The organism is Halopenitus salinus, assembly GCF_042662125.1.
GTDB lineage: Archaea > Halobacteriota > Halobacteria > Halobacteriales > Haloferacaceae > Halopenitus > Halopenitus salinus.
In genome coordinates, this window is record NZ_JBHSXL010000008.1 from 143,625 (window position 1) to 166,459 (window position 22,835).

Sequence of the window (22,835 nt, forward strand, 5' to 3'; positions counted from 1 at the left end):
CCCGATCGTCCGATTTACGTCCTTATATTGACCTTATTCGATCTAATATATGACGAATGTTGTTCTATTTCAAAATATATCCACATATTTTAACTCAAGGATTTATATACATCCAACTACCCCAGTCGAAACGTGATTCGCAACACGAACACGGACGAACCGATCGGAATAGTACCGGAACGTAAACCAAGCACCCGTCTCGGGGAGGGGATCACCGAATGAGCGGACTGCTCGCGCAGGTGGATCCCGCCGTGATCGCGGAGGGCGTGAACCTGATGTGGGTCGCGGTGGCGTGTTTCCTCATCTTCTTCATGCACGCCGGCTTCGCCATGCTGGAGGCCGGACAGGTGCGCGCGAAGAACGTCGCCAACCAGCTGACGAAGAACCTGCTCACCTGGAGCGTGGGGATCGTGGCCTACTTCTTCGTCGGCTTCGGCGTCGAGGCGATCACCGGCGGGCTCACCGGCGGCGGGTCCTACAGCCTGGGCGCGTTGACCGCGGCGATGACCGCGTCCGACGGCGCCTGGGTGAACAGCTGGCTGTTCGGCGCCGTCTTCGCGATGACGGCGGCGACGATCGTCTCCGGCGCGGTCGCCGGCCGCGCGAAGCTCCGCGCGTACGTCGGGTACACGGTCCTCCTCTCGGCGATCATCTACCCGGTCGTCGTCGGGTTCACCTGGGCCGGCGGCTTCCTCGCCGGGCTCGGGTTCCACGACTTCGCCGGCGGCATGATCGTCCACGGCATGGGCGGCATCGCCGGGCTCACGGCCGCCTACGTGTTGGGTCCGCGCCTGGACCGCTACGCGGAGGACGGCTCGACGAACGTCATTCCCGGCCACTCGCTGACCTTCGCCGTGCTCGGCACGCTCGTGTTGGCCTTCGGCTGGTACGGGTTCAACGTCGGCACGACCGCGACCGTCTTCGCGGTCGACAACGGCGAACTCGTCCTCGACGGCTACGCGGTCGTCGGACGCGTCGCGCTGGCGACCACGGTCGGCATGGCCTGCGGCGCCATCGGCTCGTCGATCGCCTCCATCGCGGTCAACGGGAAGGTCGACACGCTGTACGTGGCGAACGGGCTGCTCGCCGGGCTCGTCGCGGTCACCGGGATCGCCGACGTGGTCACCTGGTGGGGCGCCATGCTCGTCGCGCTGCTGGCGGGACTGCAGCTTCCGTTCGTCTTCGAGTTCGTCTCGGACACGTTGAAGATCGACGACGTCTGTGCGGTCTTTCCGGTACACGGCTCCGCCGGCGTGCTGGGCGTGCTCGCGCTGCCGTTCGTCCACGTGAACGGGTTCTCGATGAGCCTGCTCGTCGCGCAGATCGTCGGCGTGGCGGTCATCACGGTCTGGACGGTCGCCGCGACCGCGGTCGTCTTCGGCGCGTTCAAGGCGGCCGGCCAGGCCCGCGTGACGCCCGAACACGAGCGTGAGGGGCTCGACGTCAGCGAACACGGCGTCGACACCTACCCCGAGTTCGGCAAGCCGATGGCGGCCGACGGCGGCAACGCCGGCGTGCGCGCCGACGGCGGCGAGGAGGAGGGTTCGGAGATCAAGATGGTCACCGCCGTGGTCCGCCCCGAGAAGCTCGGCGCGGTAAAGAGCGCGCTCGCCGAGGTCGGCGCGCCCTCGCTCACGGTCACGAACGTCTCCGGTCGCGGCTCCCAGCCCGCAAAGAAGGGCCAGTGGCGCGGGGAGGAGTACGTCGTCGACCTCCACCAGAAGGTGAAGGTCGAGTGCGTCGTCGCCGACGTCCCGGCCGGCGAGGTCGCGGACGCGATCCGCGAGGCCGCAAGCACCGGCGAGCCCGGCGACGGCAAGGTGTTCATCATGCCCGTGGAGGACGCGCTGCAGGTGCGCACCGGCGACGTGGGTCCCGAGGCGGTCTGAGCCGCTTCGGACCGAACGCCGGCCGACCGAACGCTCGAACGTCCCATTTTTCGCCCGACGAGGGCCGCAGAGGAGAAAGCACTTAACTCCGCTGAGCGACGCGTCCGGATCGAATGGAGCTTCTCCAGATCGCCCGGTGGCTTCTCGTCTGTGCGGTCCTGTACGTGGCCGCGCTGCCGGTCTGTGCGCTCGTCTGGCCGACGCTGCCGGACAGGGGAGCGGCGTTCGCGCTTCCCCTCTCCATCGTGAGCGTCGGGCTGAGCGCGGTCTGGATCGGCCAGCTCCGATACGGACCCGCCGTCGCGGTCATCGTGGTTTCGATCCCGGTCGCCGCCGGCGCCGTCGCGTTCGCGCGGGGACACCGTCCCGCACCCCGGCGGGCGGCGGAGGTCGCCGGCGTGTTCGCGCTCGCGATGGGGTTCGCGCTCGCGTTGCGGACCGCGTCCCCGACGATAACTCCACAGGGAGGCGAGCAGTTCCTGCACTTCGGCGTGTTGAACGCCGTCTCGCGCGCCCCCGCGCTGCCGCCGGAGGACATGTGGTTCGCGGGCGAGCCGCTGCGGTACTACTACGGCGGCCACACCACGACCGCGACGATGGCGACGGTCGGCGGCGTCGAGCTGCGGTACGCGTACAACCTCGCGCTCGCCACGTACTTCGGCGTCCTGGCGACCACGGCCTACGGGCTCGCCGGCGCGATCGCCGACCGAAGCGGCGTCTCCAGACGGGGCGCCGGCGCGGCGAGCGCCTTCCTCGTCGCGCTCGCGGGAACCGTCACGACGCCGGTTCGGCTCGCGTACGGACTCCTCCCCGAGGAGACCGCGATCCGGTACGGCGCGCCGGTCTTCGGCGCGATCAGGGACGCCTACGAGGAGGCGGTTCTGGCGCAGTCGAATCCCTGGACGTGGACGTGGTGGGACGCACGATACGTGGTTCCCGGCACCCTCCAGGAGACGCCGCTGTACTCGTTCGTGAAGGGCGACCACCACGGCCACACGATCACGACCGGCTTCCTGCTTCTCGCCGCGGGGCTCGCGTACGCCTACTACCTGACGCCGGCCGAGGATCGGCGGCGGCGGTTGCTCCTCCTCGGCTGTGGCATCCCGCTCGTCGGCGGGTGGCTCGGCGTGACGAACACCTGGGCGCTGCCGACGGCGGTCGGGCTCGCCTGGCTGGGACTGATCACCGCGCCGGCACACCCGATCACGCTTCTCGCGCCGGGAGGTCGGATCCGGACGGCGCTGCCGGACGGGATCGACGAGGACGGAACGCCGCTCGGGGAGGTATCGAGGCTCCTGTTCGGGACGGCGACCGGGGCGGCAGTCGGCGGGCTCTCGATCGCTGCGGCGTCCCCGTTCCTGTTGGGCGGGACGCCGACGAACGACGGCATCGGGCTGTTCCCGCCGCGAACGGAACTGGTCGGCCTCCTGCTTTTGTACGGCGGGCCGTTCCTGCTTTTCGCCGCCTTCCTCGGGTGGCGGTGGCGGGCGGCGCCGACGCTCGATCTCGGGTCACGGTCGCGGACGGTCGCGGTCCTCGCCGCGGGAGCCGTCCTCGCGGGGCTGCTCGTCGGCCCGTTCGCGTTCCCGGCGCTCGCGGTCTGTGGCGGGCTCCTCCTCGCCGGCTACGCGGTCGTTCGCTTCGACGATGGATCCGGGTTCGAAACGACGCTGCTTCTGGCGGGCGTCGGGCTGGTGTTGTCGATGGAGCTGGTCCACGCGCGCGTGTGGCCCCCGGAGTTCGACCGCTGGAACACGACGCTCAAGGTCGCCATCCAGGCGTGGACGCTGTCGGCGATCGCCGCCGGGATCGTCGCCACCCGGCTGTTCGCGTGGGGACGCGAGCGGCTGCGTGTGGCGGGGGAGAAACGCAACGGGAGCCTCGGGGGCGGCACCCCGGCACGCGATCGCCTTCCGGGACTCGCGGCGGTTCTCGCGGTCGGGTGCGTGCTGATGGCGAGTGCAGTCTTCCCGGCGCTCGTGGTCGGCCAGGAGCTCGGCGACCCGCCGAGCGACCCGACGATCGACGGGTTCGATGGCCACGAGCGGTGGTACCCCGACCAGCTCGCGGCGCTCCAGTGGCTCGACGAGCGGGAGGGGACTCCGACCGTGCTCGAGGCCCCGACGCGTCAAAGCTACACGTGGGGATCCGTGGCCTCGACGTTCACCGGACTGCCGACCGTGGTCGGCTGGGATCACCAGCGCGGCTACCGGGGCGACGAGGCGTTCGAGCGGCGCGCCACACACGTCGACCGGATGTACACGGGCGACCCTGTCGTGGTCGGGACGCTACTCGAGAACTACGACGTCGAGTACGTCTGGGTCGGCCGCGCCGAGCGGGAGGCCTACGACCGGACCGTCGCGTTCGGGTCGATGGACGGGATGGAACGCGTCTTCGAGAACGAGGGGGTCCGGATATATCGGGTCGACCACGCGGAGACGCCGGGGTACGACCTCGAACTCGCCGAGGACTCGGAGAACCGGACCCTCTCCGTCGACGACTGGGAGTTCCGGGAGGACGAGTCGGGTCACCTCGTGATGGAACTCACGATCGTGAACGAGGCGGGGGAGAACGGAACGGACGGGAGCGCCGCGAGCGAACCACCGCGAATCCGATCCGGACTCGCGACGGTGGAGGCGACCGCGGGCGAGGAGCACGCGCGTGCTCACGAGCCGGTTCGCCTGGGTCCCGGCGATACCGTTCGGGTGCGGCTGGACCTCGGCGTTCCGATCGATCGGGTCCACGAGGACGGCGAGGTACAGATCGACCTGATCCAGTGACGAACCGAGACGGTGACGCCCGAAGCGCGGACACGAACGTATTCGGTCGGGGGGGCGGCGAGGCCACCGGACGAACGTAACGTCTTTTCTCCCCTCCCCCGAAGGGAGGGACATGAACCACGAGCGCTCGCGCGCGCTGTACGATCGCGCACTCTCGGTCATGCCGGGCGGCGTCAACTCCTCGGTCCGGGCGACGATCCCGTATCCCGTCTTCATAGAGCGGGGCGAGGGGGGCCACGTGATCGACGCCGACGGCAACCGGTACGTCGACTGGGTGATGGGCTATGGACCCCTGCTCTACGGCCACGACGTCCCGGAGTCCGTGACCGCCGCGATCCAGTCGGCCGCCGCCGACGGGCCGATGTACGGGGCGCCGACGGAGGTCGAGGTCGAACACGCGGAGTTCCTCGCCCGCCACGTCCCGAGCGTCGAGCAGGTCCGGTTCGTCAACTCCGGGACGGAGGCCACCGTCTCCGCGGTGCGGCTCGCGCGGGGCTACACCGGCCGCGACAAGGTCGTGATCATGCAGGGCGGCTACCACGGCGCCCAGGAGTCGACGCTCGTCGAGGGCGACGCCGACGACCCGAGCCCCTCGACCGCCGGCGTCCCCGAGGAGTTCGCGAAACACACGCTGCCGGTGCCGTTCAACGACCCAGAGGCCGCCCGAGAGGTGTTCGAGGAACACGGCGAGGACATCGCCGCCGTGCTCGTCGAGCCGATCCTCGCGAACATGGGGATCGTGATGCCGGTCGACGGCTACCACGAGACGCTCCGGGAGCTGTGTGACGAGCACGGCTCGCTCCTCGTCTTCGACGAGGTCATCACCGGCTTCCGGGTCGGCGGATTGAGCTGTGCCCAGGGGAAGTTCGGCGTGACCCCGGACGTCACGACCTTCGGCAAGATCGTCGGCGGGGGCTTCCCCGTCGGCGCCATCGGCGGCCGCGCGGAGATCATCGAGTCGTTCACCCCGTCCGGCGACGTCTTCCAGGCGGGAACCTTCTCCGGACACCCGGTGACGATGGCGGCCGGCAAGGCCTACCTCGAGTACGCGGCCGAACACGACGTCTACGAGCACGTGAACGATCTGGGCCGTCGACTCCGAAAGGGGATCACGGAGATCTGTGCGGACCAGGCGCCCTCCTACACGGTCGTCGGAACCGACTCGCTGTTCAAGACGATCTTCACCCGCGAGGGGCCGGCGCGGTCCGACCTCGGGGAGTGCTGTACGGCCGGGTGCAGACAGGATCCCGACTGTCCCCGCTACGAGTACTGCCCGAAGACGGGCGCCGACGTCGCCCGCGCGGGGACGGACCGATGGGAGCGGGTCTTCCGCCAGGAGATGAAGGAACGCGGGATCCTCCTTACGGGCAACCAGTTCGAGAGCCAGTTCGTCTCCTACGCCCACACCGACGAGGACGTCGAGGAGACGCTCGAGGCGTACAAGCACGCACTCTGACGAACACGCGCTCCAGATCGACGCGCTGCGGGCCGGGCGCGTCGACCGGAGACGGGCGCCCCGCGACCGGAAACTGGAGGCCTTTTCACGCCCGGGCGCCACCCTTCGGGTATGACCCAGACCCTTCGGCTCGCCACGCGCGGCTCCGATCTCGCCGTGAGGCAGGCGACGGCGGTGGAGGACGCGCTCGCGAGCCGGCGCCGCGAGGTCGAGATCCGGACGGTCGAGACCCGCGGCGACCGGATCCCGGACGCCCTCATCCACGAGCTGGGGCGGACCGGGGCGTTCGTCCGCTCGCTCGACGAGGAGGTGCTCTCCGGCGAGGCGGACCTCGCCGTCCACTCGCTGAAGGACGTCCCGACGGAGGGGATGGACGACCTCGTCGTCGCGGGCGTCCCGCGGCGCGCGCCGGCGGGGGATGTGCTCGTGACCGCGGACGGAAGCGATCTGTCGGATCTCGATCCCGGCTCCGTGGTCGGGACCGCATCGCTGCGCCGGACGGCCCAGATCCGCGCCGCGCGGCCGGATCTCGAGGTCGAGGCGATACGCGGCAACGTCGACACTCGACTCGAGAAGCTGCTCGCCCCCACGCTCCAGCGCGAGCACGAGGCGCGGATGGACGCGCGCGCGGAGGAGACGGCCGCGACCGCGGAGAGCGGGGGAGGCGGCGACGGAGGGGAAGAACACGCGTTCGACCGAACGATCGAGGAGTGGTTCGACTCGCTTTCGGACCTCGAGCGGGCGGCGATGGAGCGGGAGGTCGACCGCGAGTACGACGCGCTCGTGCTCGCGGAGGCCGGCCTCCGGCGGTCGAACCTGCTGCACTCGGTCCCGACCGTTCGGCTCGACCGCGAGGAGTTCGTGCCGGCGGCCGGCCAGGGTGCCATCGCGGTCGTCGCGTCCGACCCCGACGTGATCGAGACGGTCCGCGAGGCCGTCGACCACCCCCGGACCCGCGTGGAGACCACCGCGGAGCGGACGATCCTCGCGGAACTCGGCGGGGGGTGCATCGCGCCGATCGGGATCAACGCGATCGTTCAGGGCTCCTACGTCCGGACGAACGTCCGCGTGCTCTCGCCGGACGGCACGGAGGAGATCGCGGAGACGCGTGATCTCGACGTCGAACGATACACGAAGGACGCGGTGGCGTTTGCGCAGGATCTCGCCGAGCAGGGAGCGGCGGAGCTGATAGAGCGTGCCCGCGAGGCGGCCGAATCGGACGGAGACGAGGGATCCGTCCGGGAGAACCGCGAGGACGAACCGGGTCGAGCGGACCCCGAAAGCGAGGAGCGATGAGCGACGACTCGATACCCGCGGACGCCTCCGAGGACGCGTCCGGAAAGGTGTATCTCGTCGGCTCCGGACCGGGAGACCCGGAGCTGCTGACGGTTCGAGCCCGCGACCTGCTCGAGTCGGCCGACGTCGTCCTCCACGACAAGCTGCCGGGGCCGGAGATCCTCGAGGCGATCCCCGAGGAGAAACGCGAGGACGTCGGGAAGCGAGCCGGCGGCGAGTGGACGCCCCAGGAGTACACGAACCGGCGCATGGTCGAACTCGCGCGCGAGGGGAGACGGGTCGTCCGACTGAAGGGCGGCGACCCGTTCGTCTTCGGCCGCGGCGGCGAGGAGATGGAACATCTCGCCGCGTCGTCCGTCCCCTTCGAGGTGGTCCCGGGGATCACCTCGGCGATCGCCGGACCTGGCGTCGCAGGGATCCCGGTCACCCACCGCGATCACGCCTCCTCGGTCTCGTTCGTCACCGGCCACGAGGACCCGACGAAGCCCGAGTCGGCCGTCGACTGGGAGGCGCTTTCGGCCACCGGGGGCACCCTCGTCGTCCTCATGGGCGTGGGGAAGCTCCCCGAGTACGTCGACGCGCTCCTGGAGGCGGGGACGGACCCCGACACGCCGGTCGCGCTCGTCGAACGGGCGACCCGCCCCGGCATGCGGGTCGCGACGGGAACCCTCGAGACGATCGTCGAGGCGCGCGATTCCGCGGGTATCGAGCCGCCCGCGATCACCGTCATCGGCGAGGTGGCGGCGACCCGCTCGCGGGTCGTCGACTTCCTGGAGAACCCGACCGCGGCGCCGATCGACGGCGAGGGCGGGAACGATCAGGGACGCGGCGACGCGTCCACGGACGGTGACCGGGCGTGAGCCGACGGGTTCGCGTCGCGGTCTTCCGGCCGGACGACGAGCGGATCGACGACGCGGTCGAGCTGCTCTCCTCGCTGGGGGGCGATCCGGTCCCGGACCCGATGCTGGCGGTCGAGGCGACCGGACGGACTCCGGAGGACGCGCCGTACGTCGTTCTCACGAGCAAGACGGGCGTCGAACTGGCCGCCGATCGGGGCTGGAAACCCGATCCGGGGACCACGCTCGCCGCGATCGGGCCGGCGACCGCCGAGGCGGCCCGCGGGGTCGGCTGGGAGGTGGACCTGGTCCCCGAGGAGTACACCTCCGCCGGGCTCGTCACGGCGCTCGAGGGTTCCGTCGATGGGGTCCGGATCGAGGTGGCGCGATCGGACCACGGCAGCGACGTGCTCACCGACGGGCTGCGCGCGGCCGGCGCGGACGTCCACGAGACGGTGCTCTACCGGCTCGTCCGCCCCGCCGACGCCGGGCGGTCGACCGAGCTCGCCGCCGACGGCGAGCTGGAGGCGGCCGCGTTCACCTCCTCGCTCACCGTCGAACACTTCCTCGAGGCGGCCGCCGACCGCGGGATCGAGGAGGACGCACGGGAGGGACTCTCCGCGACCATCGTGGGCGCGATCGGCGATCCGACACGCGAGACGGCGGAATCGCACGGCATCGACGTCGACGTGGTTCCGGAGGAGGCGACCTTCGACGCGCTCGCGACGGCGGTCGTCGAGCGGGCGGCGCCGAGCTATCGCGAGTAGCGCGAGCGAACGGCCGGGACGAGCTGGGCAAGCCGGCCGAGCACGACCCCTTTTACACGATGGCGGTCACAGGTGGGATCATGAGCGAGGACGCAGCCGGAACGGGGGAGGCCGAACGGTACGCCGATCCCGCGGAGAACCCCTACGTGCTCGATCCGCCGACCGACTTCGAGCCCGTCGAGAATCTCTCGGAGTCGGCGGCGGAGGCACAGGCCGAGCAGCTTCGCGAGGCGATCCGAGAACACGACTACCGCTACTACGTCGAGGCGGAGCCGATCGTCTCGGATTCGACCTACGACGCCCTCTTCGAGCGCCTCCGGGATCTCGAGGACGCGTTCGATCTGCGAACGTCGGACTCCCCGACCCAGCGCGTCGGCGGGGCGCCGGTCGACGAGCTGGAGTCGGTCGAACACGCCGCGGCGATGTTGTCGATCGACCAGACCACGGACGCCGCGGACGTCCACGAGTTCGACGAGCGGGTCCGGCGGGAGTTGGATGAGTCCGGGTTCGACCCCGAGGCGGTCGAGTACGTCTGCGAGCCGAAGTTCGACGGCCTCTCGATCGAGGTGGTCTACGAGGACGGCGAGTACGTTCGGGCGGCGACGCGGGGGGACGGGACGACGGGCGACGACGTGACCGAACAGGTCCGAACGATCCGATCGGTGCCACAGCGGCTTCGCGGCGACCCCGACCGATTGCCGTCGTTTCTGGCCGTCCGCGGCGAGGTCTACATGCCGCGGGAGGCCTTCGCCGAGTACAACAAGGAGCTGCAAGAACGCGGGGAGGAACCGTTCGCGAACCCGCGAAACGCCGCCGCGGGAACGCTCAGACAGCTCGATCCAGACGTCGTGGCCGAGCGGCCGCTCGACGTCTTCTTCTTCGACGTGCTCGCCTGGGAGGACGGCTCCGATTCGGAACTCGCACGTCCGAAGAGCCAGTTCGAGGCGCTGTCGACGATCGAGTCGTTGGGGCTGCGGCGAAACGACCGGATCGAACTCACGGGGGAGATCGAGGACGCGATCGCCTACCGGAATCGACTACAGGAGGTGCGCGACGATCTCGACTACGAGATCGACGGGACGGTGATCAAGGTGAACGACCTCGACGCCCGGGAGGCGCTCGGAACGACCTCGCGGTCCTACCGGTGGGCGTTCGCCTACAAGTTCCCGCCGCGGACCGAGACCACCACGGTGGAGGACGTCGTGATCCAGGTCGGCCGAACCGGACGGTTGACCCCGGTGGCGCTGCTCGAACCGGTCGACGTCGGCGGCGTGACCGTCTCGCGGGCGACGCTGCACAACCCCGCGGAGATCGAGACGCTGAACGTGAACGTCGGGGACGTCGTTCGGATCTACCGGGCCGGAGACGTCATCCCTTACGTCCCCGCAGTCGTGGAGAAGCGATCCGAGGGGGCCTTCGAGTTCCCGGAGAGGTGTCCGGTCTGTGACTCGCCGGTGGAACGCGACGGCCCGATCGCCTACTGCACCGGCGGGCTCGGCTGTCCGGCACAGCTCGAACGCGCGGTCGAACACTGGGCGCGTCGCGACGCGCTCGACATCGAGGGGTTGGGTCCCGAGACCGTCACGCAGCTCCGGGAGGCGGGGCTCGTCGAGTCGCTCGCGGACCTCTACCGGCTCGATCGGGAGGCGCTCGCGGAACTGGAGGGGTGGGGAGAGACGAGCGCCGAGAACCTCCTCGAACAGCTCGAGGCGACGACGGAGCCGCCGCTTCCCGACTTCCTGGCGGCGCTCGGGATCCCCGACGTCGGGGCGACGACCGCCCGCAACCTGGCCGAGCACTTCGGCACGCTCGACGCGCTCCTTTCGGCCTCCGAGGAGGAGCTTCGATCGGTCGATGACGTCGGCGAGACCGTCGCGGCGGAGATCCGGGAGTTCCTCGACGGGGAGCGGAACCGCGAGACGATCGCCGAGCTTCGCGATCTCGGCGTCGACCCGAAACCGTACGGCGAGACGGGAGCGGCGGGCGGAACGGAACTCGAGGACGTGACGATCGTCTTCACGGGAAGCCTCTCCGTTCCCCGGGGCGAGGCCGAGGACCTCGTCGAGCGTCACGGCGGGAGCGCGACCGGCAGCGTCTCCGGCAACACCGACTACCTCGTGATCGGCGAGAGTCCCGGTACGAGCAAGCGACGGGACGCGGAGGCACACGGCGTGGAGACGATCGACGAGGAGGCGTTCGAGGGGCTGTTGGCCGAACGGGGGATCGAGTGGCCGCCGAAGTGATGGGGGATCGACCGGCCGTCGGAATGACGAATGATCGAGCGGCCGCCGCAGCGCCCCGAGAGTGCGTCCCGTCGACCCTCGAGTCGACACCCACAACCCTTTATCCGAACGGGAGGGATCCGGTGGTATGACAGCCATCGATCTCTCCGGCGTCACGAAGCGGTTCGGCGACGTGACCGCCGTCGAGGACCTCGATCTCGCGGTCCGGGAGGGCGAGATCTACGGCTTTCTGGGCCCGAACGGGGCCGGAAAGTCGACGACCATCAACGCCATCCTCGATTTCGTCCGCCCGAGCTCCGGGTCGGTTCGCGTGCTCGGCCACGACGCGCAGGCCGAAAGCGTCGCCGTCCGCCGCAAGACGGGCGTGCTTCCGGAGGGGTTCGGCGTCTACGACCGGCTGAGCGGACGACAGCACCTCGAGTTCGCGATCGACTCGAAGGAGGTCGACGCCGATCCGGAGGCGATCCTCGAGCGCGTCGGCATCGCGGGCGACGCCGACCGGCCGGCCGGCGGCTACTCGAAGGGGATGCGCCAGCGGCTCGCGCTCGGGATGGCGCTCGTCGGCGAGCCCGAGCTCCTCATCCTCGATGAGCCCTCCTCCGGGCTCGATCCCGCCGGCGCGAGGGAGATGCGCGAGATCGTCGAGGCCGAGGCCGACCGAGGAGCGACCGTCTTCTTCTCCTCGCACGTCCTCGGACAGGTCGAGGCGGTCTGTGACCGGGTCGGAATCCTGCGGGAGGGACGGCTCATCGCGGAGGACTCGATCGAGGGGCTCCGGGAGGCGGTCGGCGGCGACGAGACGCTCGCGATCACCGTCGACGCCGCGACGGAGTCGGACCTCGAGTCGGTCCGGGCGATCGAGGGCGTCGCGAGCGCGGAGACCGACGGCGAAACGGTCCGCGTGAGCTGTGAAAGCGGCGTGAAGACGGACGTGATCGCGGCCCTGGAGGACGCGGGCGTAGTCGTCCAGGACTTCGAGACCACGGAGGCGTCCCTGGAGGACCTCTTTCTCGCCTACACCGAGGGGGAGGTGGCCGAATGAGCTTCCGTGCCGTCGCGCGAAAGGACTTCCAGGACGCGGTGCGATCGCGGTGGATCTGGGTCCTCTCCGCGCTCTTCGTCGTGACGTTCGCCGGACCGGCGTTGATCCGGTACACGTTGGGAGTCGGGCTCGGCGACGCCGCGGAGGCGACGAGCATCGTCGTGTTGTTCGTCCAGTTCATGAAGGAGGGGACGGCGGTGCTCGTGCCGATCATCGCGATCGTCGTCGGCTACGCGTCGATCACCCGCGAGCGTGAAAGCGGAACGTTGAAGCTGTTGTTGTCGCTTCCCCACTCGCGCGCGGACGTCGTCCTCGGGAAGGTCATCGGACGGTCCGCGGTGGTCGCGTTGCCCATCGCCGTCGGCTTCCTGGCGGCCGGCCTCGTGTTGATCCCGGCCACGAGCGGACAGGCGATCGGGCAGTTCGTCGCCTTCGCGTTCCTGACGGTCCTCCTCGGCGTCGTCTTCGTCGGGCTGGCCGTCGGCATCTCCGCCGCCGCCGAAAGCGACAGACAGGCGATGGTCGGGTCGGTCGGGCTGTTCGTCCTGACGAACGTCTTCTGGGGGACCGCGGCCTCGCGGATCGCATCGGCGCTTCAGGAGTACGCGGGCGCGAGCGTCCAACAGCGCTATCTGATCGAGTTGGGCTTCAAGCTGCTCAACCCGACCGCGGCCTACAAGACGCTCGTCGACTCGCTGCTTTCGACACAGATGGAGGCTCGCCAGCAGCTGTTCGGGTTCTTCATCTTCTTCGATCCGGCGGCGGCGGAGGCGCTCGGCGACGAGCTCCCGGTCTACTTCACCGACCCGTTCGTCGCCGGGCTGCTCGCGCTGTGGTTCGTCGTCCCCGTCTACGTCGGGATGGTGTTGTTCGAGCGACAGGACCTCTGAGGGGTAGGTCCGGGGACCACGGGGCCCCGGGGCACGCGAGCCCCGACCGGGCTCGCGTCTCGCTCGCGAAAACCCTATTTCCGCCGGGACCAACGGTGGGGTAGTGGCGACGTTTCAGTACCCGTGTCCCGGCTGTCGGACCACGAACAGCCTCCACGAGGCCGACTGCGAGTTCGAGGGGGTCGACTGGCCGACGATCGAGCGGGCCTACACGGACCTGCTTGCGGTGTTGACGCGCGCTCCCGCGGGGATCGACGAGTCCGATCTCCGCGAGGCGGTTCCCGGCGAGTGGTCGGGGCTCCACCGGGCCGCGCTCGGAACGCTCGAACGCGGGAATCGCGTGGTTCGAGACGGCGGGGGCGAGGGGATCGATCGGGAGGTGGTGAACGAGTCCGAATCGGACGACGGTGGCGAGCTGCGGCTGCTCACGGCGGCGGAGTTCAAGGAACTCGTCTCCGAGCCGACCCGCGATCCGGTTCGGACGATCTACGAACACGGATCGGTTCCGGGGTGTCACGACAACGCCGTCTTCGCGATGGTCGCGTGGTACGAGATGGTCGGGCTCTCCTGGTCGGAGACGCGCGAGAACGTGATCGAGTGGCTCCACGAGTCGGGCGCGTGGGACCGCGGCGGCTTCGAGGAGTCGTCGCCGGGCGAGCTCGTCGACTCGAAACGCCACGTCTACGAGGCGGGCTACGGCTGGAAGGAGAAGGCCCAGGCCGCAAAGCGCGTCATCGAGCGTCACGGGTAGGAGAGAGGGAACGGCAGATCGGGAGCGAAACCGACGAGCCGCAGCGACGTCCGGATCCGATCGAGGCGCACGACACCTTTAGCAGGCCGCCCGTCCTCGCGAGGGTATGGTCGAGGTCGCGACGCTGCCGTGGCCCGCGATCGGGTCGATCGCCGCCGCCGTCGCGAGTCTCGCGCTCGTCGCGCGCGTCCTCGCCCACCGCGGGAAGCCGGGAGCGAACTGGTTCCTCGCCGTGTTGCTCGCGCAGGCGGGGTGGTGTCTCGCATACGGGGTCGGCCTCCTCGTCTACGATCCCGGCGTCCGTCTGGTTCTCGAGATGGTCTCGTGGGTCGGGATCGTCTGGACCGGGCTCACCTTCCTCGCGTTCGCGCTCGAGTACACCGGCCGCGGCGACGTGGTGTGGGGGCGGGGGTACGGGGCGTTCGTCGCCTTCGGCGTCGTCGCGTCGGTGCTCGTTCTCTCGAACCCCCTCCACGGGGCGATGTGGACCGGGTTCGAACTCGATCCGGTGCTTCGGTCGGCCACCGTCTCATACACGCTGGCGCCGGCCGCGGTTCTCACCCTCGGGATCGCGACCCTGGCGGTGGTCGTGGCCGTCGGGCTCCTCGTCGACACGGTGGCGAGTTACGGCCCGCTGTTCCGGCGGGAGGCCGCGGCCGTCGCCGTCAGCGCGCTGCCGCCCGGGCTGGCGCTCCTCGCGTGGGCCTTCGGCGTCGGCCCGGTTCCCCAGCTCAACCTCGCGCCGATCATGTTCATCCCGCACGTTGTGCTGGACGCCTACGCGTTCGGCCGCGGCGAGCTGTTCGCGCGCAACCCCACGACCGTTCGGGCGGCCGAGCGCACTGCGATCGACGACCTCGCCGACCCGCTCGCGGTGGTCGACCCGAACGGTCGGATCGCGAGGACGAACCGCGCGTTCGCGGACGCCTTCGGGTTCGACCCCGACGAGGGGATCGATCGGCCGATAGCGACGGTCGTCGGGGGCGATCTGCCGGACGTCGGCGAGGAGGCGACGATCGAGCGGCGAGTCGAGAGGGGTGGAGACGTCGGGGGCAGTTGGAACGGCGCGAGCGCCGGCGGACGAGCCACGTTCGCGGTCTCCGTGTCTCCGCTTTCGGATCCCGCCGGAACCCACGTCGGATACACCGCGATCTTCAGGGACGTGACGGAGCGCGAGCGGCGGCGCCAGCAGCTCGAGGTGCTCAACCGGATCCTGCGACACAACCTGCGAAACGACGCCGGGGTGGTGCGCGGCTACGGCGAGCTGCTCGCGGACCGCCTCGAGGGGGAGAACCACCGAATGGCGGACGCGATCGAACGTCGCGCGGGCGCGCTGACCGCGCTCGGCGAGAAGGCACGGACCGTGGAGACGCTGATCGAGGGTGAGCCGTCACGGCCGGTGGCGCTGTTGGCGCACCTCGAGCGAGCCGTCGCGGAGGCCGAAGAGGAGTTCCCGGACGCGACGGTGAACCTCGAGCGGGGACCGGGCGTCGACCCGGAGTCGGATCCGGTCGCGTCGGTGCCGGAGGAGGCCCTCTCGGCCGCCGTCTCGAACCTCCTCGAGAACGCGCTTCGCCACCACGACGGCGCGGGAACGGAACGACCGGACGGCGGTGCGTGGGCGCGGGTCGTCCTCGATCGATCGGACGGCGGGCCCGTCATCCGCGTCGTGGACGACGGCCCCGGAATCCCCGATCACGAGATCGAGGCGATCGAGGCGGGCCGGGAGACGGCGCTCGAACACGGGTCGGGACTCGGGCTGTGGATCGTCCACTGGGCGGCCGCGGCGATCGGCGCCGAGGCGACGTTCGCGGACCGCGATCCGCGGGGGACGGTCGCGACGCTGCGGCTACCGATGGAGGACGACACGTCGACGGATACGACGGATACGTCGGAATGACGGTCACCCGCCTCGAGGAACGAGCGGCGATCCGACGGATCGACGACCCGGGGTCGGTCGGCCACTCGTGAGTCGACCGCTCGTGAGCCGACTATTCGCTTTGGATCCGCGGCGCCAGCATGTAGGTCACGTTGCCCATCCCCTCGCCGAAGGAGTAGTGGAGCTTGACGGGGAACTCCTCGCCCAGCTCGACGACGACCTCGGCGTCCTTCGGGATCGCCTTGTTCATGTCCTTGAGGTAGTCGAGCGAGAACAGCGAGTCGGCGGGGCCGGCGGTGAGGTCGATGAGGTCGCCGCGCTCGAGCGCGAGGTCGACGTCGTCGGTGTCGCCCTCCGCCTCGATGTAGAAGGTCTCCGCGGCCTCGTCGACGCGCAGGCGGATGTGATCGGAGACCATGTCGGCGGCCGTGATGCCGCGGTCGATCTGGGCGCCCTCTAAGACGATCTCCGCGGGGAGGTCGAGGTCGGGGATGTCGGGCTCCTGGCGGATCGAGTCGGGGTCGATGAGCGCGAGGGTGTAGGAGAGCCCGTCGATCTGGATGTGGAGCTTTCGGGTCTCCTCGTCGAGTTCGAGGTGGACGAGGTCGCCCGAGTTGGCCATCCCGGCGATGTCCTGCAGCCGCGCGAGGTTGACGCCGATGACGCCGCCGTCCGCCTCGTAGGACTCGAAGGCCGCGGCCTCGAGCGAGAGGTCGACCATGCCGACGTTCGCGGGATCGACGGCCCGAATGGCGAGTTCCTCCTCGTTCAGGCGGACCTTACACTCGTCGACGAGCACGCTCACGGAGTCGAGCGCGTCCTGAAGCGTCGACGCACTCACGATGGCCTTGAACATATACGGACCGCTACGGCGTAATGGCCTAAAAAGACCCGCGATCCGATCTATTTCTCTTCGCGCGCGTCGCGTGTGAGATCACCTGTAGGGAGGCCCGTCACCCGTGGGTAGGGACGCCCATCACCCGTAGGGACGCCCCGGCGGCCTATAGCAACGGCTCGATCAGATCGCGGCCGGCCGCGAGCAGCGCCTCGACGCGCTCGGCCTTCTCGGCCTCGGCGTAGACGCGAAGCTTCGGCTCCGTCCCGGAGGGGCGCACGAGCAGCCAGGAACCGTCCTCCAAGAGGAGTTTGAACCCGTCCAGGGTCACGACGCGGTCGATCCCCCGGCCGAGGACGTCGTCGGGGATCCGCTCCGAGAGCCCCGCCATCACCGCGTCCTTTCGGTCGTTCGGACACGGCACGCTCGTCCGGTCCGTGTGGATCTCGCCGTACTCGGCGGCGATCCGGTCGAGACGGTCGTCGAGCGGCTCCTCGAGGGCCGCCGCGGCCGCGAGCAGCCCCACGAGGACGCCGTCCTTCTCGCGGACGTGACCGCGGATCGAGAAGCCGCCGGACTCCTCGCCGCCGACGAGCGCGTCGTGGTCGGCCATCTCCCTGGCGACCCACTTGAACCCGACCGGCGTCTCGTGGACGGTCTCGCCGTGGGCGTCGGCGATCCGGTCGATCAGGAACGTCGTGGGGACGCTGCGGACCGCGGCGCCGGTCTCGGACTCGAGGAGGGAGTCGTAGCACAAAGCGAACAGTCGGTTCGCGTCGACGACGCCGCGATCGGGCGTACAGACGGCGATCCGGTCGGCGTCGCCGTCGTTGGCGATCCCGAGGTCGGCGTCGCGTTCGCGGACTTCATCGGCGAGCGCGTGCAGGTTCTCCGCGCTCGGCTCGGGCGGAGTACCGCCGAAGGTCGGATCCCGGTCACAGCGGAGCCGAACGACCTCGGCGCCGGCGTCCGCAAGCAGCCGGTCCGTGACGCCGCGGCCGCTGCCGTGCATCGCGTCGTAGACGACGGTGAGCCCGGAGAGGTCGGTGCCGACCCGGTCCCGGACCGCCTCGGCGTGGGCGGCGGTCGGGTCACACCGGCGGATCGGCGCCCGTTCGTCCGCGGGGAGGAGGTCCGGCTCGCGGAGTCTCGACTCGACGTCCTCCGTCACCTCCGGCAGCGCCGGCGCGCCGTCGTGGGGGATGAACTTCACGCCGTTGTACTCCGGCGGGTTGTGCGACGCCGTCACCATGCAGGCGCCGGAGAGGCCGCGGTCGACGACGGCGTGGGCGACGACCGGGGTCGGGACGTCGCGGTCGGGAAGCAGGACCTCGAAGCCGTTGCCGGCGAGGACGGTCGCGATGTGCTCGGCGAACCCCTCGGAGCTCTCGCGGGCGTCGTAGCCGACGAACACCGGGTCCGACCGCCCGGCTGCCTCGAGGTGGTCCGCGACGGCCTGGGCGACGATCCGGACGCGATCGTCGGTGAAGACGTCGAGCGTCGCACGCCAGCCGTCGGTTCCGAAGGCGATCGGGTCTGCGTCCGTGGCGTCCATGGTCGATCCGACGGCCGGGGCGGTTTATAACTGATCGGTCAGGGATGCGTCCTCCGCACACAGCCCACCTCGGGAGACGGTCGCCACCGATATGTGTCCCTCCCGCGAACCACCGCGTATGAAGGTCGTCTTCGATCGCGACACCTGCATCGGGATGTATCAGTGCGTCGATGAGTGGGGGAAGTTCACGAAGAACATGGACGAGGGGAAGGCCGACCTCGAGGGGGGAGAGCGGCCGGACGAGGACGTCGAGGTCTACGAACTGGAGGTCCCCGAAGGCGAGGAGTTCGAGGCCGAGTTCGCGGCACGCGTCTGTCCGGTCGACGCGATCGAGGTGTACGACGACGGGGAGCAGGTCGTCTGAGAGGAGTGGGGATCGAGTCGGACGAGGTCGAGACGGAGGAGGGGGAGCGGGGGTCGGGTCGTCGACGAGAGGTGACGGCTGCGGCTCCGACGGTCACAGCCGCTCGGCGAGGTCCTCGGCGAAGTAGGTGACGATCAGGTCGGCGCCGGCGCGTTTGATCGCGGACAGCGACTCGAGGGCGACGGACTCGAGGTCGAGCCACCCGTTCTCCGCGGCCGCGTGCAACATGGCGTACTCGCCGGAGACGTTGTAGGCCGCGATCGGGTGATCGAACTCCCGGCGGAGGTCCGAGACGACGTCGAGGTAGGCGAGCGCGGGCTTCACCATCAACACGTCCGCGCCCTCCTCGGCGTCGAGGCGGGCCTCCCGAAGCGCCTCGCGGCGGTTTCCCGGATCCATCTGGTAGTGGCGTCGATCGCCGAAGGCCGGCGCGCCGTCGGCCGCCTCGCGGAAGGGGCCGTAGAAGGCGGACTCGTACTTCGCCGCGTAGCTCATGATCGGCACGTGCTCGAATCCGGCCGAGTCGAGCCCCTCGCGGATCGCGGCGACCATCCCGTCGGTCATCGAGGAGGGCGCGATCATGTCGACGCCGGCCTCGGCCTGCGAGACCGCCGTGCGGACGAGCAGATCGAGCGTCTCGTCGTTTCGAACGGTGAGGGTCGGGTCGGTCTCGGCCGTCTCCTCGAGGATGCCGCAGTGGCCGTGATCCGTGTACTCACACAGACAGACGTCGCCGACGAGGTAGGCGTCCGTCTCCGCGTCGATCCGGCGAGCGGCCCGCTGGACGACGCCGTCGTCCGCGTACGCCCGGGTGCCGGCGGCGTCCTTGGATTCGGGGATCCCGAAGAGGATGACCGCCTCGACGCCGGTCTCCTCGATCTCGGCGACTCGGTCGCCGGCCGCAGAGACCGGGACGCGCTCCTGGCCGGGCATCGAGTCGATCGGCACGCGCTCGTCCGTCGTGGCGTCGACGAACACCGGCGCGATCAGGTCGGTCGGCGAAAGCGACGTCTCGGCGACGAGCGGCCTGACGCCGTCGGTCCGCAGCCGGCGCGGCCGGTCGGTGAGGTCCATGGGCGGCGTTCGGCGCGCGCGGACTTCTAAGGATCGCTCGCGGCCGGAGCCGAAGGGAGGATGAACGAAGTGATAGCTCGCCGCGGGCGGTACAGGGAAGGCCCTCGGGGCCCAACGGAGCGAACATGGACCCGGAAGTCACCGCGGACCGGCCGGACAGCCCGATTCACACCCTCGGAACGGACCACATCACCGTCATCGGCAGCAACGTCGAGGACACGATCGAGTACTACCGCGACCTGCTCGGGATGCCCCTCGTGTTGCGCCAGCCCAACCTCGACCAGCCCGAGGTGACCCACCTCTTTTTCGACACCGGCGACGGGCGGATCCTCACCTTCTTCGTCACCGACGACCGGCCCTCGAACGCCAACCCCCAGCGGACCGGGGTCGGCGGCGTCCACCACCTCGCGTTCACGATCGAGGCCGACCGGCTCGAGGAGATAAAGGAGGCGCTGAACGAGGCGGGATACGGCTACAACGAGTTCGACCGCGGCGCGTTCCACTCGCTTTACACCCGCGACAACAACGGCCTCACGATCGAGCTCGCCGTCGACAAATACGAGATCCCGGACGACCGCCGCGGCGAGGTGCTCGCGCGCGCACAGCAGGCCCGCGTCGAGGCCGGCGCGGAGTACGTCGACGACGAGCACATGGAGGCGGCCATCGAGGCGCTCGGCATGGAGGTCGTCCGCAACGAGACGCCGGAGGCGTCGAGCGGCGTCGGCGGCGTGGAGTAGGGATCCCGGTCCGGACCCGGTCGATCGACTGCCACGGACGGAAACGCTTACTCGCCGGGGGCGTCCATCCCGATCCGATGAGCACCGACACGGACACGGATGGGGACGCGGGCGGTGATGCGGCCGGAGCCTTCTTCGACCGGCTCGCGGAGCGGATCGCGGCCGTCGACAGCGTCGTCTCGGTCGGCCTGGATCCGGATCCCGACCGGATCCCGGCGTTCCTCGCGGACGCGGACCTGCCGCGGTGGGCGTTCAACCGGCGGATCATCGACGCGACACACGAGCACGCGGCCTGCTACAAGCCGAACGCCGCCTTCTACGAGGACGCCGACGGCTGGCGGGCGCTCCGGGAGACGATCGCCTACGCACACGGCAAGGGCGTTCCGGTCCTGCTCGACGCCAAGCGCGCGGACATCGGGAACACGACCCGACGGTACGCGAGCGCGCTCGACGGGGAGGGCGATCTCGGCGCGGACGCGATCACGGTCAATCCCTACATGGGACGCGACTCGCTCCAGCCGTTTCTCGACCGGGAGACGGCGGGCGTCTTCGTCCTGTGTCGCACCTCGAATCCGGGCGGCAGCGACATCCAGGACCTGGAACTCGCGAGCGGCGAGCCGGTCTACGAGCGGATCGCGGCCCTGGCCGACCTGTGGAACGAGCACGGCAACGTCGGCCTCGTCGTCGGCGCGACCGCGCCCGATGAACTCGAGTCGCTCCGGGAGGCGGTTCCCTCGCTCCCGTTCCTCGTCCCCGGCGTCGGGGCCCAGGGCGGCGACGCCGAGGCCGCAGTCGAGTTCGGACTCGCCCCGCGGGACGGCCACGACGTCGACGTCGGGCTCGTGAACTCCTCGCGCGGGATCATCTTCGCGGGCGAGGAGGTCACGGCCGCACGCGACGGCGAGGTCGAGGGGCCCTACTTCCGGGCGGCCGGCGAGTCGGCAAAGCGTCTCAAACGCCGACTCAACGAGTTCCGGTGACCTCGTATGCGCCAGTTCGTGATCGTCGGCCACGAGGTCCCGACGACCCCCGACATCCCGCTGGACGACCTCCCCGGCGCGGGGCGGCTCGACCTGCTCTGCCGGAGCGTCGGCGCCGCCGTGTTCCTCTCACACGGGATCCGGGAGTCGGTGCGGGTCCACCTCGTCTGCGGCGACGCCTACACCGTGCGGTTCGACACGGCGAACCTGCGACACCTCCATCCGGACGAGCGGAACGTCGCCGCGCGCATCCGGGACGCGTTCGCGGAACGCGAGTCGGCCATCGGCCACCAGCCCGCCGACGTCTCGCCCGGCGTCGACATCCTCCGGATGGACTTCGAGGCCACCGTCGATCGGCTCGCTCGCGAGGGCCCGATCGTCCAGTTACACGAGGACGGCAGCCCGCTCGCCGATGAGACGCCGCCGGAGGACCCCGTCTTCGTTCTCTCGGACCACCGCGACTTCACCGACGCGGAACGCGAGGTGCTCGCTGACGTCGCGGACCGCCGGGTGCGCGTCGGCCCGGAGGTCCTCCACGCCGACCACGCGATCACGGTCGCACACAACTGGCTCGACACCGGCGGATACACGTCGTACTGATCCGCCGACGATGACCGGAAACGACGGCGACGGCGGCGGCGAAGGGGGAGATCGAACCCGAACCCGAACTCGAACTCGAACTCGAACCACGGTCGAGCCCGATCTCGACGAGCGTTTCGCCGTCCCGCTCCGTGGGATCGACGTCGATCCGGAGACGCGGTGTGCCCACTGGCACGAGGCCGTCGACGTGGTGGCGCTCCGGTTCGCGTGCTGTGGGACGTACTACCCGTGTTTTCGGTGTCACGAGGCGGCGACCGACCATGAGCCGGTCCGGTGGCCCCGCGACCGCTTCGACGAGCCGGCGGTGCTGTGTGGGGTCTGCGGCGAGGCGATGAGCGCCGCGGCCTACCTCGAGTGTGATGACCGCTGTCCGGCCTGCGGCGCCGCGTTCAATCCGGGGTGTCGCGCCCACCGCGATCGGTACTTCGAGCCGACGGAGCGTGCGGACGGCGAGTCGAGGAACTGACCGGAGTCCGGCGATCGTCGACGAGCGGGGACCCGAATCCGAGGCGGTTCGGAAGCGTTAAAGGACCGAGCGACGTGTCTTCGAACGCGGGCCGGTGGGGTAGCTTGGTATCCTTCGGCCTTCGGGTGGCCGTAACCGCGATTCGAATTCGCGCCGGCCCATTTTCACCCCACTTCGCAACGACGAGCGTTAGCGAGGAGTCCGTAGTGGGTGTGTCAATCACGCCGGCGCGAATTCGAGCCAGCAAGTCGCAGCGCGCGAAGGAAGCGAGCGCGACCGTCTTGCCCAGTTCGAATTTCGCGCCGGCCCACTACCCGCATTCTTTCGTGGTTAATCCCGGTCGTCGAGTGGTCGCAACCGCGTTTCGGAGTCCGGATGCCACGGTACCCTTATTA

At 69.9% G+C, this 22,835-nt stretch carries 19 protein-coding genes and 1 tRNA gene; 17 read left to right on the forward strand and 3 right to left on the reverse strand.

Annotated elements, in window-relative coordinates; genetic code table 11:
• Nucleotides 1-218 precede the first annotated feature (218 nt).
• The 11 genes from ACFQE9_RS08995 (at nt 219) to ACFQE9_RS09045 (ending at nt 15,850) form a co-directional block, all read left to right on the forward strand.
• Nucleotides 219-1,889: an ammonium transporter gene (locus ACFQE9_RS08995; RefSeq protein WP_379743502.1), complete on the forward strand. Its 1,671-nt coding sequence runs from the start codon at nt 219-221 to the stop codon at nt 1,887-1,889.
• A gap of 113 nt (nt 1,890-2,002) precedes the next feature.
• Nucleotides 2,003-4,669 (forward strand): DUF2298 domain-containing protein, encoded by a 2,667-nt coding sequence (locus ACFQE9_RS09000; RefSeq protein WP_379743505.1) that lies wholly within the window; start codon nt 2,003-2,005, stop codon nt 4,667-4,669.
• Between the two features lie 112 nt (nt 4,670-4,781).
• Nucleotides 4,782-6,125 (forward strand): glutamate-1-semialdehyde 2,1-aminomutase, encoded by a 1,344-nt coding sequence (gene hemL / locus ACFQE9_RS09005; RefSeq protein ID WP_379743508.1) that lies wholly within the window; start codon nt 4,782-4,784, stop codon nt 6,123-6,125.
• A 111-nt stretch (nt 6,126-6,236) separates the two neighbouring features.
• A complete protein-coding gene (hemC, locus tag ACFQE9_RS09010; RefSeq protein WP_379743511.1) occupies nt 6,237-7,421 on the forward strand; it encodes a hydroxymethylbilane synthase in 1,185 nt (394 codons plus the stop codon).
• Complete coding sequence (gene cobA, locus ACFQE9_RS09015) at nt 7,418-8,281, forward strand: uroporphyrinogen-III C-methyltransferase (RefSeq protein WP_379743514.1); 864 nt, start codon at nt 7,418-7,420, stop codon at nt 8,279-8,281. Before hemC ends, cobA begins: the two co-directional genes overlap by 4 nt.
• Complete coding sequence (locus ACFQE9_RS09020; RefSeq protein WP_379743517.1) at nt 8,278-9,024, forward strand: uroporphyrinogen-III synthase; 747 nt, start codon at nt 8,278-8,280, stop codon at nt 9,022-9,024. The genes cobA and ACFQE9_RS09020 overlap by 4 nt, the downstream gene beginning before the upstream one ends.
• Before the next feature lie 80 nt (nt 9,025-9,104).
• Entirely contained in the window at nt 9,105-11,267 is a 2,163-nt protein-coding gene (gene ligA / locus ACFQE9_RS09025) for an NAD-dependent DNA ligase LigA (RefSeq protein WP_379743520.1), read from the forward strand.
• Nucleotides 11,268-11,394: 127 nt separating this feature from the next.
• On the forward strand, nt 11,395-12,309 hold the full coding sequence (locus ACFQE9_RS09030) for an ABC transporter ATP-binding protein (protein ID WP_379743523.1): 915 nt from the start codon (nt 11,395-11,397) through the stop codon (nt 12,307-12,309).
• Nucleotides 12,306-13,199 (forward strand): ABC transporter permease, encoded by an 894-nt coding sequence (locus ACFQE9_RS09035; protein WP_379743526.1) that lies wholly within the window; start codon nt 12,306-12,308, stop codon nt 13,197-13,199. The genes ACFQE9_RS09030 and ACFQE9_RS09035 overlap by 4 nt, the downstream gene beginning before the upstream one ends.
• 103 nt (nt 13,200-13,302) lie before the next feature.
• Nucleotides 13,303-13,950: a DUF7474 family protein gene (locus ACFQE9_RS09040; RefSeq protein ID WP_379743529.1), complete on the forward strand. Its 648-nt coding sequence runs from the start codon at nt 13,303-13,305 to the stop codon at nt 13,948-13,950.
• A gap of 106 nt (nt 13,951-14,056) precedes the next feature.
• On the forward strand, nt 14,057-15,850 hold the full coding sequence (locus tag ACFQE9_RS09045) for a histidine kinase N-terminal 7TM domain-containing protein (protein WP_379743531.1): 1,794 nt from the start codon (nt 14,057-14,059) through the stop codon (nt 15,848-15,850).
• Between the two features lie 91 nt (nt 15,851-15,941).
• Here ACFQE9_RS09045 and ACFQE9_RS09050 read toward each other — a convergent pair whose 3' ends face one another.
• Nucleotides 15,942-16,685, reverse strand: a complete 744-nt coding sequence (locus ACFQE9_RS09050; RefSeq protein WP_379743534.1) for a DNA polymerase sliding clamp — start codon at nt 16,683-16,685, stop codon at nt 15,942-15,944.
• A 145-nt stretch (nt 16,686-16,830) separates the two neighbouring features.
• On the reverse strand, nt 16,831-18,219 hold the full coding sequence (locus tag ACFQE9_RS09055) for a phosphoglucomutase/phosphomannomutase family protein (protein WP_379743536.1): 1,389 nt from the start codon (nt 18,217-18,219) through the stop codon (nt 16,831-16,833).
• Between the two features lie 118 nt (nt 18,220-18,337).
• Between ACFQE9_RS09055 and ACFQE9_RS09060 the strand changes: the two genes are divergently transcribed.
• On the forward strand, nt 18,338-18,583 hold the full coding sequence (locus ACFQE9_RS09060) for a ferredoxin (RefSeq protein WP_379743538.1): 246 nt from the start codon (nt 18,338-18,340) through the stop codon (nt 18,581-18,583).
• 93 nt (nt 18,584-18,676) lie between these two features.
• Here the strand turns inward: ACFQE9_RS09060 and hemB are convergent, their stop codons facing one another.
• Nucleotides 18,677-19,657, reverse strand: coding sequence for a porphobilinogen synthase (gene hemB / locus ACFQE9_RS09065; RefSeq protein WP_379743541.1), 981 nt, complete (start codon nt 19,655-19,657; stop codon nt 18,677-18,679).
• Between the two features lie 125 nt (nt 19,658-19,782).
• Here hemB and ACFQE9_RS09070 point away from each other — a divergent pair, with 125 nt between their 5' ends.
• The 5 genes from ACFQE9_RS09070 (at nt 19,783) to ACFQE9_RS09090 (ending at nt 22,601) form a co-directional block, all read left to right on the forward strand.
• Nucleotides 19,783-20,394, forward strand: a complete 612-nt coding sequence (locus tag ACFQE9_RS09070; RefSeq protein WP_379743544.1) for a VOC family protein — start codon at nt 19,783-19,785, stop codon at nt 20,392-20,394.
• 77 nt (nt 20,395-20,471) lie between these two features.
• Nucleotides 20,472-21,374, forward strand: a complete 903-nt coding sequence (pyrF, locus tag ACFQE9_RS09075) for an orotidine-5'-phosphate decarboxylase (protein ID WP_379743547.1) — start codon at nt 20,472-20,474, stop codon at nt 21,372-21,374.
• A gap of 6 nt (nt 21,375-21,380) precedes the next feature.
• Nucleotides 21,381-21,974 carry a tRNA (pseudouridine(54)-N(1))-methyltransferase TrmY gene (trmY, locus tag ACFQE9_RS09080; protein WP_379743550.1) on the forward strand — a complete coding sequence of 198 codons (594 nt, stop codon included), beginning with the start codon at nt 21,381-21,383 and terminating at the stop codon, nt 21,972-21,974.
• A 10-nt stretch (nt 21,975-21,984) separates the two neighbouring features.
• Entirely contained in the window at nt 21,985-22,440 is a 456-nt protein-coding gene (locus ACFQE9_RS09085) for a CHY zinc finger protein (protein WP_379743553.1), read from the forward strand.
• 88 nt (nt 22,441-22,528) lie between these two features.
• Nucleotides 22,529-22,601, forward strand: a tRNA-Pro gene (locus ACFQE9_RS09090).
• Nucleotides 22,602-22,835: the final 234 nt, after the last annotated feature.

What these genes read in the sequence shown, in the direction of transcription:
- ACFQE9_RS08995 (WP_379743502.1), top strand. Translation starts at nt 219, where the DNA reads ATGAGCGGACTGCTCGCGCAGGTGGATCCCGCCGTGATCGCGGAGGGC.
- ACFQE9_RS09000 (WP_379743505.1), top strand. Translation starts at nt 2,003, where the DNA reads ATGGAGCTTCTCCAGATCGCCCGGTGGCTTCTCGTCTGTGCGGTCCTG.
- hemL (WP_379743508.1), top strand. Translation starts at nt 4,782, where the DNA reads ATGAACCACGAGCGCTCGCGCGCGCTGTACGATCGCGCACTCTCGGTC.
- hemC (WP_379743511.1), top strand. Translation starts at nt 6,237, where the DNA reads ATGACCCAGACCCTTCGGCTCGCCACGCGCGGCTCCGATCTCGCCGTG.
- cobA (WP_379743514.1), top strand. Translation starts at nt 7,418, where the DNA reads ATGAGCGACGACTCGATACCCGCGGACGCCTCCGAGGACGCGTCCGGA.
- ligA (WP_379743520.1), top strand. Translation starts at nt 9,105, where the DNA reads ATGAGCGAGGACGCAGCCGGAACGGGGGAGGCCGAACGGTACGCCGAT.
- ACFQE9_RS09030 (WP_379743523.1), top strand. Translation starts at nt 11,395, where the DNA reads ATGACAGCCATCGATCTCTCCGGCGTCACGAAGCGGTTCGGCGACGTG.
- ACFQE9_RS09035 (WP_379743526.1), top strand. Translation starts at nt 12,306, where the DNA reads ATGAGCTTCCGTGCCGTCGCGCGAAAGGACTTCCAGGACGCGGTGCGA.
- ACFQE9_RS09045 (WP_379743531.1), top strand. Translation starts at nt 14,057, where the DNA reads ATGGTCGAGGTCGCGACGCTGCCGTGGCCCGCGATCGGGTCGATCGCC.
- ACFQE9_RS09050 (WP_379743534.1), bottom strand. Translation starts at nt 16,685, where the DNA reads ATGTTCAAGGCCATCGTGAGTGCGTCGACGCTTCAGGACGCGCTCGAC.
- ACFQE9_RS09055 (WP_379743536.1), bottom strand. Translation starts at nt 18,219, where the DNA reads ATGGACGCCACGGACGCAGACCCGATCGCCTTCGGAACCGACGGCTGG.
- ACFQE9_RS09060 (WP_379743538.1), top strand. Translation starts at nt 18,338, where the DNA reads ATGAAGGTCGTCTTCGATCGCGACACCTGCATCGGGATGTATCAGTGC.
- hemB (WP_379743541.1), bottom strand. Translation starts at nt 19,657, where the DNA reads ATGGACCTCACCGACCGGCCGCGCCGGCTGCGGACCGACGGCGTCAGG.
- ACFQE9_RS09070 (WP_379743544.1), top strand. Translation starts at nt 19,783, where the DNA reads ATGGACCCGGAAGTCACCGCGGACCGGCCGGACAGCCCGATTCACACC.
- pyrF (WP_379743547.1), top strand. Translation starts at nt 20,472, where the DNA reads ATGAGCACCGACACGGACACGGATGGGGACGCGGGCGGTGATGCGGCC.
- trmY (WP_379743550.1), top strand. Translation starts at nt 21,381, where the DNA reads ATGCGCCAGTTCGTGATCGTCGGCCACGAGGTCCCGACGACCCCCGAC.
- ACFQE9_RS09085 (WP_379743553.1), top strand. Translation starts at nt 21,985, where the DNA reads ATGACCGGAAACGACGGCGACGGCGGCGGCGAAGGGGGAGATCGAACC.